The organism is Microbacterium testaceum (assembly GCF_001476655.1).
Taxonomy (GTDB): Bacteria; Actinomycetota; Actinomycetes; order Actinomycetales; family Microbacteriaceae; genus Microbacterium; species Microbacterium testaceum_C.
Window position 1 is genome coordinate 1 of record NZ_LDRT01000084.1, and the last position, 13,113, is coordinate 13,113.

The window sequence follows — 13,113 nt, forward strand, 5'->3', positions numbered from 1 at the left end:
TCACCGCCGACGACAGCGCCTGGTTCACCGAGGAGGGCCCGCGCGGGACCTATCTGACGTACAAGATCGGCGGCCGCTACAACCAGACGTACCTGTTCACCGGCGACGCCGTGATCCTCGCCCCCACGAAGGCCGACACCGACGCCGTGATCGGTCCGCCGATCGCCTGAGGCGCGGGGGCGAGTGCGAACGCCGCACCCGCTGCCGCGCACCCGCGCCGCGCACCCGCGCCGAGCCCGAGACGCCCTCAGCCCCGCGGACCCGAGCTCGCGCGCACGACGAGCGAGGTCGGCACGAGCGTGCGCGCGTGCTCGCCACCGGTGCCCTCGATGTCGGCGATGAGGGCGCTCATCGCCTCTTCACCGACGCGCTCGAAGCGCTGGCGGACGGTGGTGAGGGGCGGCCAGAAGTTCGACGACTCCGGCATGTCGTCGAAGCCGACGACGCTCACATCGCCCGGCACGGCGCGTCCGGCCTCGTGCAGCGCACGGATCACGCCGAGCGCCATCTGATCGTTCGCCGCGAAGACCGCCGTGACCCGGGTGTCCCGCGCGAGCTCCTCCCCGATGGCGTGCCCCGACTCGGCCGTCCAGTCACCGATCTGCACCTCGGGGATGTGGCATCCGCGAGCCTCCAAGGCCGCCCGCCACGCCGCGCTCCGGCGCTCGGCGGCGAACGACTCACGGGGACCCGACACGTGCCACACGGTCTCGTGGCCGAGGTCGAGCAGGTGCTCGGTCGCCAAGCGCGCGCCCTGGGCCTGGTCGTTGTCGACGACGGCGTAGGGGTAGTCGGCGCTCGAGTCGACCACCACGACGGGGAGCCCCGAGGGGATCGAGAGCTCGTTCTCGCCGAGGCGGTGCGTCTCGATGAGGATCACGATGCCGTCGACCGCGTGCTCGCGCAGCCGCAGGAAGGCCCCCGACACGTCGGACTGCGACGCGGACTGCACGGTGATGAGGGTGATGGAGTATCCGGATGCCGCGGCCATCGACGCCAGGGCGTCGAGCGTGCGGGTGTTGCCGTACGAACTCAGCGAGAACATGATCACGCCGATGCTGCGGAAGCGGCCCGAGCGCAGGGCGCGCGCGGCGCTGTTCGGGCGGTACCCGAGCGAGGCCATCGCATCGAGGACCCGTTGACGCGTGTCGGGGTCGACGTTGGTCCGGCCGTTGGCCACACGCGAGACCGTCTGGCCCGACACCCCCGCCGCCGCGGCGACATCGGCCATCGACACCTCGCGCCGGCGTCCGCGCACCGGGCCCGCGATGGACGTCGTCGTCTCGCTCATGCCTGCCCCCTCCGGGATGTTGACGTTGACACACTATCGGGACGGAGTTATGTTTACGTCAACATCTCGACGACCCGGACGAGATGCGCACCAACGAAGAGGCAACTGGACGATGACGACCACCGCGGCACCCCCGCCTGCTCTGCGCCCCCCGCGGCGCAAACGCCGTTCCCGGATCGACGACCGCGGCTGGCTGTTCGTCGCCCCGTTCGCCCTCGTCTTCGCGCTGGTGTTCCTGGCACCGCTGGCGTACTCGGTGTACCTCAGCCTGTTCCGCGACCAGCTCGTCGGAGGCAACGCCTTCGTCGGCTTCGCCAACTACATCACCGCGTTCGGCGACGAGAAGTTCTGGGACGGCTTCGGCCGCGTGGGGATCTTCCTCGTCGTCCAGGTGCCGATCATGCTGATCCTCGCCCTCGCGGCCGCGCTCGCGATCGACAGCGCGCGTCTTCACGCCGCCGGCTTCTACCGGATCGTGATCTTCCTGCCCTACGCGGTGCCGGCGGTCGTGGCCGTGCTCATGTGGGGCTACATCTACGGCGATCAGTTCGGTCTGACCCGCAACCTCAACGACCTCCTGGGCGGTCAGGTCGTGCAGCCGTTCCTCCCCGAATGGATGCTGCTGTCGATCGGCAACATCGTCACCTGGCAGTTCGTGGGCTACAACATGCTCATCTTCTACTCGTCGCTGAAGACGATCCCGAACGAGCTGTACGAAGCGGCATCCATCGACGGAGCGGGCGCATGGCGCACGATCTTCTCGATCAAGATCCCCGCCGTCCGCGGAGCCGTGGTGATCGCCACGATCTTCTCGATCATCGGCAGCTTCCAGCTCTTCAACGAGCCGAACATCCTCAAGCCCCTGGCCCCGAACGTGATCTCGACGTTCTTCACGCCGAACATGTACGCGTACAACCTCTCGTTCGCCGGCCAGCAGTACAACTACGCGGCCACGATCGCCATCATCATGGGCGTCATCACCGCCGTCATCGCCTACGTCGTGCAGCTGCGCGGCTCTCGTCAGGAGGCGCGATGACCACCGCGACCGCACCCCGTACCGACGCCGTCGCCGTGACCCCCTCGCGCGGTCCGCGTCTCGCCCGCCGCTCCCCCACGAGCAGCAAGAGGTCTCTCGTCCTGAGCATCGTCATGGGCGTATACCTGCTGTACACGCTCGTGCCGCTGTTCTGGCTCCTCATCAACGCCACCAAGACCCAGGCCGACCTGTTCACGACCTTCGGCCTCGGCCCCGGCAACAGCTTCGCCCTCTTCGACAACATCGTCGAGACGCTCACCTATCGCGACGGGATCTTCGTCCGATGGCTCGGCAACACCCTGCTGTACGTCGTGGTGGGCGCGGGTGGGGCGACGCTGCTGGCGACCCTCGCGGGCTACGGCCTGGCCAAGTACAACTTCCGCGGGCGCAAGGCCGTGTTCGCGGTCGTCCTCGGCGCGATCGCGGTGCCCGGTACCGCCCTCGCCGTCCCGACGTTCCTGCTGTTCAGCCAGCTCGGACTCACCAACACCCCGTGGGCGATCATCATCCCCTCACTCATCAGCCCCTTCGGGTTGTACCTGATCTGGGTGTACGCGACGGATGCCATTCCCACCGAGCTCCTCGAAGCCGCGCGCATGGACGGAGCGGGCGAGTTCCGCACCTTCTTCACCATCTCGATCCGCCTGCTGACGCCCGGCATCGTGACCGTGCTGCTGTTCGCGGTCGTCGCGACCTGGAACAACTACTTCCTGCCGCTGATCATGCTGAGCGACCCCCAGTGGTACCCGCTCACCGTCGGCCTGAACCAGTGGAACGCCCAGGCCACCGGGGTGGCCGCGCAGCCCATCTACAACCTCGTCATCACGGGCTCGCTGCTCTCGATCATCCCGATCGTCGCCGCGTTCCTCGTGCTGCAGCGCTTCTGGCAGTCCGGTCTCAGCGCCGGCAGCGTGAAGCAGTGAACGTCCCCCTCCCCCACCCGGAGCGTCCTGCACCGGAATCCACCACAACACTCCACAACGACGACGTGAAGGAAACCCCATGACATTCATCCGCAAGGGCACCGCCGTTCGGCGGACCGTCTTCGCCCTGGCCGCGACCGCGCTCACCGCGGGCGCGCTCACCGCCTGCTCGGGCGGCAGCACCGGCGGCGGCGCCGCCGCGGGCTCGGCCGACGACATCGAGAAGGCCCTCGAGGCCGGCGGCGAGATCACGTACTGGTCGTGGACCCCGTCCGCCGAGGCCCAGGTCAAGGCGTTCGAGGCGAAGTACCCCAACGTCAAGGTCAACTACGTCAACGCCGGCACCAACAAGGACGAGTACGCCAAGCTGCAGAACGCGATCAAAGCCGGCTCGGGCGCCCCCGACGTCGTGCAGATCGAGTACTACGCGTTCCCGCAGTTCGCCCTGTCCGACTCGCTCGTCGACCTGTCGTCGTACGGTTTCGGCGACCTGAAGGGCGACTACAGCTCCGGCACGTGGGGCTCGGTCGACTTCGACGGCAAGATCTTCGGCCTGCCGCAGGACTCGGGCCCCATGGCCCTGTTCTACAACAAGGCCGTCTTCGACCAGTACGGCATCGCGGTCCCCACCACGTGGGACGACTACTACGCCGCCGCGCAGAAGCTGCACGCGGCCGACCCGACGAAGTACATCACCGCCGACACCGGCGACGCCGGCTTCACCACCAGCATGATCTGGCAGGCCGGCGGCACCCCGTTCACGACCTCGGGCGATGCCGGAACCGACGTGAAGATCGACCTCCAGGACGACGGGTCGAAGAAGTTCGCCGACAACTGGAACCGCCTCATCGAGGGCGGCCTCATCTCCGACACCCCGAGCTGGAGTGACGAGTGGTTCAAGGGCCTCGGTGACGGCTCGATCGCCTCGCTCGTGATCGGCGCCTGGATGCCGGGCGTGCTGGAGTCCTCGGTTCCCGACGGCGCCGGCAAGTGGGCCGTTGCCCCCATCCCCACCTACGACGGCAAGGCCGTGACGGCCGAGAACGGCGGTGGCGGCCAGGCGGTCACCAAGCAGAGCAAGAACCCGGCCCTGGCCGCGGGCTTCCTCAAGTGGCTCAACAACGACGACGAGAGCCTGAAGATCTTCGCCGAGTCCGGCGGCTTCCCGTCCACGACCGCTCAGCTGAGCGACCCCGCCTTCGTCGACAAGGCGTCGGACTACTTCGGTGGTCAGAAGATCAACGAGGTCCTCACGCAGGCCTCCAGCGAGGTGCGCGAGGGCTGGAGCTACCTGCCCTACCAGGTGTACGCGAACAGCATCTTCAACGACACCGTGGGCCAGGCCTACTCGACGAAGGGCGACCTGAACAAGGGCCTCAGCTCGTGGCAGGACCAGCTCGTGCAGTACGGCAACGAGCAGGGCTTCTCGGTCAACAAGTAACACTGTCGCGGGGGCGGGTCGCATCTGTCGTGCGACCCGCCCCTTCCTCTTCCCACCAGGAGAAACCCGAATGACCTCCCCCACCCGCATCGTCGTCGACCGCGCCGCGGTCGGAGCCGACGTCCCCCGCCGCCTGTTCGGCTCCTTCGTGGAGCACATGGGACGCTGCGTGTACGACGGCATCCACTCCCCCGGTCACTCCACCGCCGACACGTCCGGATTCCGGGCCGACGTGCTCGAGCTCGTGCGCGAACTGGGTGCCACGGTCGTGCGCTACCCGGGCGGCAACTTCGTCTCGGGCTACCGCTGGGAAGACGGTGTCGGCCCCCGCGACGAGCGTCCCGTGCGCCTGGATGCCGCGTGGCACAGCACCGAGACCAATCAGGTGGGGCTCCACGAGTTCGCCGAATGGGCGGATGCCGCGCGCCTGGAGGTCATGGAGGCGGTGAACCTCGGCACCCGCGGCGTGGCCGAGGCAGCCGATCTGCTCGAGTACGCGAACCACCCCGCCGGGACCGCGCTCAGCGACCGACGCCGCGACAACGGTCGCGAAGACCCCTTCGGCATCCGACTGTGGTGCCTCGGCAACGAGATGGACGGTCCCTGGCAGATCGGCCACAAGACCGCCGACGAGTACGGCCGCCTCGCCGCCGAGACCGCCCGCATGATGCGCTTCATCGACCCCACCGTCGAGCTCGTCGCCGCCGGCAGCTCGAACCACGAGATGCCCACGTTCGGCGACTGGGAGCGCGCGGTCCTCCGCCACACCACCGGGCTCATCGACCACATCTCGGTGCACGCCTACTACGAGGAGGACCCGACCGACCCGGCGAGCTTCCTCGCCAGCGGCACCGCCCTCGACCGCTACATCTCCGACGTCGTCGACATCATCGACGAGGTCGGCGCCACGACCCCCGACGGCGGGACCATCGGCATCAGCGTCGACGAGTGGAACGTGTGGAACCAGACCCGCTGGAACGAGGTCGACAAGCCCCGCGTCTTCACCGGCGACTGGCCGATCGCGCCGCGCTTGATCGAAGACGACTACACCGTCACCGACGCCGTCGTCGTCGGCTCCCTGCTCATCACGCTCATCCGCCGCTCCGACCGCGTCTCGATGGCCAACCTCGCGCAGCTGGTCAACGTCATCGCCCCCATCCGCACCGAGCCCGGCGGCGGCGCGGCCTGGCGCCAGAGCACGTTCCACCCGTTCGCGCTCACCGCGAAGGCGGCATCCGGTCGTGTGGTCCTCCCCCGCGTCGAGGGCGCCACCATCGACACCGCCCGCCACGGCGCGGTGGACGCGGTCGACGCCGTCGCCACAGTGGACGGCGACACCGTCGCGGTGTTCCTCGCGCACCGCGACCTCGACGCTCCCACAGACGTCGAGCTCGATCTGGGTCCGATCGCCGATCTGGACGCCGTCGTGATCACGATCCCCGACGGCGGCGACCGTCACACCACCAACTCCGCCGACGCCGAACCGGTCGCGCCCGCTCCCCTGTCCGTCGAGGTCGGAGCCGACGGCATCCTGCGCTTCACCCTCCCCGCCCTCGCCTGGGTGCGCCTGACCGCGCGCCTGACCGACTGATACCGAAAGACACCGTGACGACCTTCACCATCGGCGAGACCGACTTCCTGCTCGACGGGCGACCGCACCAGGTCATCTCGGGCACGCTGCACTACTTCCGCATCCACCCCGAGCACTGGGCCGACCGCATCCGCACCGCCAAGGCGATGGGCCTGAACTCCATCGAGACCTACGTCGCGTGGAACGCGCACGAGCCGGTGAAGGGCGAGTGGGATGCCACGGGCTGGAACGACCTCGGACGCTTCCTCGACCTGATCGCCGAGGAGGGACTGCACGCGATCGTGCGCCCCGGACCCTACATCTGCGCGGAGTGGCACAACGGCGGGCTGCCGGTGTGGCTGACCTCGACGCCGGGGATCGGCATCCGCCGCTCCGAGCCGCAGTTCGTGGAGGCCGTGACCGCGTACCTCCGCCGGGTGTACGAGATCGTCGCCCCCCGCCAGATCGACCGCGGCGGCAACGTCGTGCTCGTGCAGATCGAGAACGAGTACGGCGCGTACGGCTCCGACAAGGAGTACCTGCGAGAGCTCGTGCGGGTGACGAAGGAGGCCGGCATCACGGTGCCGCTGACCACCGTCGACCAGCCGATGCCGTGGATGCTCGAGGCGGGGAGCCTGCCCGAGCTGCACCTCACCGGCTCGTTCGGCTCGCGCTCCGCCGAGCGCCTCGAGACCCTCCGCGAGCACCAGCCCACGGGACCGCTGATGTGCAGCGAGTTCTGGGACGGGTGGTTCGACTGGTGGGGCAGCATCCACCACACGACCGACCCCGCGGCATCCGCCCACGATCTCGACGTGCTGCTCGCGGCCGGGGCCTCGGTGAACATCTACATGGTGCACGGCGGGACCAACTTCGGCACGACGAACGGCGCGAACGACAAGGGACGCTTCGACCCGATCGTCACCTCCTACGACTACGACGCCCCCATCGACGAGTCGGGTCACCCGACGGCGAAGTTCCACGCGTTCCGCGAGGTCATCGCGAAGTACGCGCCCGTTCCCGACACGGTGCCTGGGCCGCGTCCGCCGGCACCGGCTTTCGAGGTCGCCCTCTCGGGCGAGGGGGACTGGATGCCGTCGGCACAGGACGCCGATCCCACCGACGCCCCGCTGACGTTCGAGCAGCTCGGGCACCTCGGTGCCCTCGTCCGCTACGACGTCGCGCTGCCCGCCGTCACGGGCCCCCGCGCGGTGCTCGCCGCCGAGGAGGTGCGCGACCTCGCCTGGATCGAGGTCGATGACGTGCCGGTCGGGCGCCTGTCACGTGCGCTGAGCGAGCGGACGCTGGCGATTCCCGCCGGGGCGCGACTCACCGTGCTCGTCGAAGACCAGGGGCGGGTGAACTACGCAGCCCGCCTCGGCGAGGCGAAGGGACTCATCGGTCCCGTGACGCTCGACGGCTCCCCCTTGACGGGGTGGGTGTCGACGCCCGTCGACGTCACCGCCGTCGCCGGTGCGGGGGCCGGAGGGATCGGGCGCGCGGCCTTGCGCGGGTCGTTCGACCTCGATGCCCCGGCCGACCTGTTCCTCGACGCGTCCGCGTGGGGCAAGGGCTACGCGTTCGTGAACGGCTTCTTCCTGGGCCGCTACTGGCGCACCGCCCCGCAGAACACGCTGTACGTGCCCGGCCCTGCGACGCGCGCGGGGTCGAACGAGATCGTGGTGCTCGAGCTCGAGCAGGTGGCCGAGGCCGTCGCACGCTTCGTCGCGGAGCCGTCGTTGGGGCAGCGCGAGGAGTAGCGGCTTCCGCGACGAGAACAGGGGATGCGACGGCGACAGGGGGATTCTTCGCGAAACACCCTGTCGTCGACGCATCCCCCGTTCTGGTGGCGCAAGCCCGCCCCGACATCGTGCGGGTGAAGTACCTTCGAGAAACGCGTAGGCGTGGGGGGAGGCAGCTGAGGTGCCGTTGTTCGAGCTCGAGGCAAGTCCTCGTGGGCGGGTGCGCGTCTTCCTCCGTGCGCAGTTCCCGTTCCTTCTCGCCGTCGTCTTCCTGGCCGGGATCGCGGCCGTCGCGGCGCCGGTGACACTGACGGCGGGTGTCGTGGTCGCCGGTCTCGTCCTGACGATCGTCGCGAGCGTCCTGTCGCTGGTCGTGCCGTGGGAGCGGTTGCCGCGCGCGGGGATGATGCTGATCGCCGCGCTCGACCTCCTGGCCGTGGCCTTCGTGCGTGCCGAGATGCTGCCGATCTTCCCCTCCGTGTCGATGCTCGCGATGTTCCCGGTCCTGTGGCTCGCGTACGGCTTCCCCTGGTACGGGATCGTCGCCGCCGTGTTCGGATCCGGGTTCATCACCTCGTTCCGTTTCGCGTACGTCGGCTCGTGGCCCTCATCGCCGGTCGAGTGGGCGAACGTCGTGATCATGCCGACGTTCATCGTGGGGGTCGCGGTCATCGTGTTCGTCGCCGCCCGCCACCTCCGGCGCAACACGCGGCAGCTCATGCGGGCCTCCCGTGCCCAGGCGGATGCGCTGGAGGAGGCCCGCGATACCGAGACGGTGGCGTTCGGCATCGTCGACACCGTGAGCGCGGGGGTCATCTTCTACGACGCCGAGGGGCGACTGGAGGTGGCGAACGCCTACGCACGTCGCCTCGCCGAGCTCGGCGGCTTCCGCCTCGATGAGCCGCCGATGGCCGGCCCCGCCGTCTTCACCGCCGACCGCGCGACGGTCGTGCCCGCGAACGAGCAGGTCATCCCCCGCGCCCTGGCGGGCGAAGCGGTCAGCGATCAGTTCGAGTGGTGGGGTCCCGAGGAGGCCCCGGTCGCCGTCCTGGCTTCCTCGGGTCGCGTGCAGCGTCCCGACGGGGGCCTGCGGGGAACCGTGATCGTGATCTCGGACACGACGGTGGTGGCCGAGGCGATCGAACTGCGCGAGCAGTTCCTGCGCACGGTGTCGCACGAGCTCCGGACGCCCCTGACGAGCATCACCGGGTTCCTGGACCTCATCGACGAAGCCCTCGATCCGGAGAACGCCCGGCTCCGTCGACACGTCGACGTCGTCGTCCGGCGTACCGCGGACCTCTCCCGGCGGGTGCGCGACCTCTTCGCCGCGAGCGAGAGCGAGAAGACGCTGCGCCGACAGGACGTGGACCTCGGTGACGTCGTCGCCGATGCGGTCGCCCAGACCGGCGCGTTCACCGAGGCGCATGGACACACCGTCGACACCACCGCCACCGGTCCGACCTTCGCGCGACTGGACCGCGCCCAGGCCGTCGTCGCGGTCGCGGAGCTGCTCACGAACGCCGTGAAGTTCGGCATCCCCTCCGCTCCGGTCACCGTGGCGTACGGCGTCCGCGACGGCCGCGCCGTCGTGGACGTGACCAACTCCGGCGCGGGTCTCGGACGCACCGAACAGCGTCGGGCGTTCGAACGGTTCTATCGCGGGTCGCTCGCGCGCTCGAGAGAGATCCAGGGGTTCGGTCTCGGACTCACGAATGTCCGTGCCATCGCCGTCGCGCACGGCGGGTCGGTCCGCATCGACAGCGTCCCCGATGAGCGGACGACCGTCACGCTGGATCTGCCCGCCGGGTAGGTCGCGGGCGCCGCGACGCTCAGCGCGGGGTGCTGCTCTCGCGCACCACCAGCGACGCCGGCACCGTCTCGGCGACGGCGGCGCCACCCTCGATCGCGGCGATCAGCGCGGCGACGGCTCGGCGACCGAGGACGTCGAAGTCCTGCCGGATCGTGGTGAGCGGGGGCCGGTACTCGGCGGCATCCACGATGTCGTCGAAGCCCACGACGGCGATGTCGTCGGGGACCTGCCGACCCGCGTCGGCGAAGGCGCGGAGGGCACCGAGGGCCATCTGGTCGTTCGCGACGAACACGGCCGAGGCCCCGACCAGCGCCCCGGCGGCACGATATCCGGATGCCGAGGTCCAGTCGCCGCGGACCGGTTCGGGAGCGGCAAGCCCGGCGTCGGCCAGCGCCGCGCGCCAGCCGCGCTCGCGCTCCGCCGCGGCGAAAGACCCGGCAGGGCCGGCGAGGTGGTGCACCATGCCGCGCCCCAGGGCGAGGAGGTGCGTGGTCGCGGCCCGTCCGCCGGCGGCGTGGTCGGTCTGCACGATCGAGAAGCGCGGATCGGCCGGGGAGTCGACCACGACGAGGTGCAGGTCGGCGGGCGGCTGCGCGTCGCGCGCGAGCTCGGTCGCCTCGTTCAGCACGACGGCCCCGTCGACGCCCTGCGAGCGCAAGCGGGCGAACGCCTCCCGAATGCCTCGCTCCCCCACCGTGACGACGGCGAGGGCGTAGTCGCGGGCGGCGGCCGCCTCGGAGATCGCCTGCAGCATGCGGGAGTTGCCGACCGAGGCGAGGGTCGAGACCACCAGGCCGATCGTCGAGGTCTGTCCCGTACGGAGGGCGCGCGCGGCGCGATGCATGCGATAGCCGAGGTCGGCCATGGCCTTCTCGACGCGTTGCCGGGTGGCGGGGTCGACGCGGGGGCTGCCATTGGCCACCCGCGACACGGTCTGCGCCGAGACTCCGGCCCTTTCGGCCACATCGGCCATCGATACGCGCATCGTGCCCCCTCCATGTTGACGATATCACGCACCAGCTGTACCGTGTTATCGTGAACACGGACAGCCTCAGCGCGGTGCCCCTGGGCGCCGGCGTCGTCAAGCGGCCTACCCACCTGGCCGACGGACGCGAGCTCATCTACTTCGACGACCCCGACACGACGCTCGGCGCCGAGCGCGCGGTCGACGCCCGCACCCTCGACCCGCGCCCGGCCACGGCGACCATGCGGCAAGACGTGCTGACCGGCGACTGGATCACCGTGGCCTCCAATCGCCAGAACCGGGCGTTCCTCCCGCCCGCCCACCTCGACCCGCTGTCTCCGCAGACGCCGACGAACCCGTCGGAGATCCCCTCGCTGTACGACGTCGCGGTGTTCGAGAACAAGTCGCCCTCGTTCGGCCCCGCGCTCGATGCGGCCGTCGGCGACGCCCCTGCCGCCGTCGACCCGCCGCGCGGCGATGACGACCTCGAGCACCTCGGCCTCGGTCGCACGCGCACCTCGGTCGGCCGGTGCGAGGTCGTGTGCTTCAGCCCGGAGCACGAGGGCTCGTTCGGCTCGCTCTCACGCACGCGCGCCCGCACCGTCATCGAGGCGTGGGCCGACCGGACCGCGGCGCTGTCGGCTCTGCCCGGCATCCGTCAGGTGTTCCCGTTCGAGAACCGCGGGGAGCAGATCGGCGTCACCCTCCCCCACCCGCACGGCCAGATCTACGCGTACCCCTACGTGACCCCGCGCACGCACCGCCTGCTCGACACGATCTCGCGCACCTCCGACGACCTGTTCGCTCGCATCCTGGACTTCGAGCAGGGCGGCGAACGCGTCGTGCTGCGCGGCGAGCACTGGACCGCGTTCGTGCCGTTCGCCGCGCGCTGGCCGATCGAGGTGCACGTGCTGCCCCACCGCCACGTCGCCGACCTCGCCGAGACGACCGATGCCGAGCGCGACGAGCTCGCCCCCTTCTACCTGCGCCTGCTGCGCGGCATCGACGCGCTGTACGACACCCCCACCCCCTACATCGCCGCCTGGCACCAGGCGCCGGTCGGACGTGGCCGGGATGCCGTGCGCCTGAACCTGCAGATCACCTCGCCGCGTCGCGCGGCCGACAAGCTGAAGTACCTCGCTGGATCCGAGGCCGCCATGGGCGCCTGGATCGGCGACGTGACCCCCGAGTCGCAGGCCGAGCGCCTGCGCGCCGCCCTCGACACCGTCCCGGAGGTGACGGCATGACCGCCGTCGACGACGCCCGCACCCTTCTCGCCGCCTCGCCCGAGGGGGTGTGGTCGGCCCCCGGCCGCGCCAACCTCATCGGAGAGCACACCGACTACAACGAGGGTTTCGTCTTCCCCTTCGCGATCGCTCAGCGCACCGCCGCGGCCGTCGCGCTGCGCGACGACGACGTGATCCGCGTGCGCTCGACCTTCGCGCCCGACGCGGTCGAGGTCCCGCTCGCCGAGCTCGACGCGCGCATCGCCGCCGGTGGCCTCGACTGGGCCGGATACCCCCTCGGCGTGGCGTGGGCCCTGCTGCGGGAGGCTCCGGATGCCACTTCCCGCGGCGTCGACATCGCCCTGGCGTCGGAGGTCCCGGTCGGCGCCGGCCTGTCGTCGTCGGCGGCGATCGAGGGGGCCGTGGCATCCGCCCTCAACGACGTCTGGAACGCCGGCCTCGACAAGGTCGCCCTGGCCCGCGTCGGACGCATCGCCGAGAACGACGCGGTCGGGGCGCCCACCGGGATCATGGACCAGATGGCCTCGATGCTCGGCGTCGCCGATGCGGCGACCTTCCTCGACTGCCGCACCCTCGAGACGCGGGCCGTGCCCCTCGGCTTCGCCGACGCGGGCCTGTCGATCCTCGTCGTCGACACGCTCGTCGAGCACGCCCACTCCACCGGCGGGTACCGCGAGCGCCGTGAGGCGTGCGAGCGCGGGGCGGCCGCCTTCGGCGTCGCGGCCCTGCGCGACCTCACCGTCGACGACCTGCCGCGCGCCGAGGAGATCCTCGATGACGTCACCTTCCGCCGCGTCCGGCACATCATCACCGAGAACCAGCGCGTGCTCGACACGGTCGCCACCCTCGACGCCGAGGGGCCGACGGCCATCGGCGACCTGCTCACCGCCTCGCACGCGTCGATGCGCGACGACTTCGAGATCTCGGTCCCCGAGCTCGATCTCGCCGTCGAGACGACTCTGGCCGCGGGAGCGCTCGGTGCCCGAATGACCGGCGGCGGCTTCGGCGGAGCGGCGATCGCACTGATCCCCACCGGGCTCATCCCGGCGGCGATCGAGGCGGTCCTGGCCGCGTTCGCGGCATCCGGAT

At 70.4% G+C, this 13,113-nt stretch carries 10 protein-coding genes; 8 read left to right on the forward strand and 2 right to left on the reverse strand.

The features are described 5' to 3' along the window. Nucleotides 1–247: 247 nt before the first annotated feature. Nucleotides 248–1,291, reverse strand: a complete 1,044-nt coding sequence (locus tag NS220_RS12420; RefSeq protein ID WP_058624366.1) for a LacI family DNA-binding transcriptional regulator — start codon at nt 1,289–1,291, stop codon at nt 248–250. Between the two features lie 112 nt (nt 1,292–1,403). Here NS220_RS12420 and NS220_RS12425 point away from each other — a divergent pair, with 112 nt between their 5' ends. The 6 genes from NS220_RS12425 (at nt 1,404) to NS220_RS12450 (ending at nt 9,813) form a co-directional block, all read left to right on the forward strand. Next, the gene (locus NS220_RS12425) at nt 1,404–2,327 is read left to right on the forward strand and encodes a carbohydrate ABC transporter permease (RefSeq protein ID WP_058624367.1); all 924 of its coding nucleotides are present in this window, start codon (nt 1,404–1,406) and stop codon (nt 2,325–2,327) included. Next, on the forward strand, nt 2,324–3,250 hold the full coding sequence (locus NS220_RS12430; protein ID WP_206543021.1) for a carbohydrate ABC transporter permease: 927 nt from the start codon (nt 2,324–2,326) through the stop codon (nt 3,248–3,250). The genes NS220_RS12425 and NS220_RS12430 overlap by 4 nt, the downstream gene beginning before the upstream one ends. Nucleotides 3,251–3,329: 79 nt before the next feature. Then, the gene (locus tag NS220_RS12435; RefSeq protein WP_058624368.1) at nt 3,330–4,691 is read left to right on the forward strand and encodes an ABC transporter substrate-binding protein; all 1,362 of its coding nucleotides are present in this window, start codon (nt 3,330–3,332) and stop codon (nt 4,689–4,691) included. A 70-nt stretch (nt 4,692–4,761) separates the two neighbouring features. After that, nucleotides 4,762–6,282, forward strand: a complete 1,521-nt coding sequence (locus tag NS220_RS12440; RefSeq protein WP_058624369.1) for an alpha-N-arabinofuranosidase — start codon at nt 4,762–4,764, stop codon at nt 6,280–6,282. A 14-nt stretch (nt 6,283–6,296) separates the two neighbouring features. Then, on the forward strand, nt 6,297–8,021 hold the full coding sequence (locus NS220_RS12445) for a glycoside hydrolase family 35 protein (protein WP_058624370.1): 1,725 nt from the start codon (nt 6,297–6,299) through the stop codon (nt 8,019–8,021). Between the two features lie 163 nt (nt 8,022–8,184). Further along, nucleotides 8,185–9,813 (forward strand): sensor histidine kinase, encoded by a 1,629-nt coding sequence (locus tag NS220_RS12450; RefSeq protein WP_058624371.1) that lies wholly within the window; start codon nt 8,185–8,187, stop codon nt 9,811–9,813. A 19-nt stretch (nt 9,814–9,832) separates the two neighbouring features. Here NS220_RS12450 and NS220_RS12455 read toward each other — a convergent pair whose 3' ends face one another. Next, nucleotides 9,833–10,798, reverse strand: coding sequence for a LacI family DNA-binding transcriptional regulator (locus NS220_RS12455; protein ID WP_153004270.1), 966 nt, complete (start codon nt 10,796–10,798; stop codon nt 9,833–9,835). 50 nt (nt 10,799–10,848) lie between these two features. On the opposite strand from NS220_RS12455, the gene galT reads away from it, so the two are divergent. Both galT and galK read left to right on the forward strand, forming a co-directional pair. Next, the gene (gene galT, locus NS220_RS12460) at nt 10,849–12,024 is read left to right on the forward strand and encodes a galactose-1-phosphate uridylyltransferase (protein ID WP_058624373.1); all 1,176 of its coding nucleotides are present in this window, start codon (nt 10,849–10,851) and stop codon (nt 12,022–12,024) included. After that, a partial coding sequence (gene galK, locus NS220_RS12465; protein WP_058624374.1) for a galactokinase occupies nt 12,021–13,113 on the forward strand: 1,093 nt, incomplete at its 3' end. The genes galT and galK, both read left to right, overlap by 4 nt.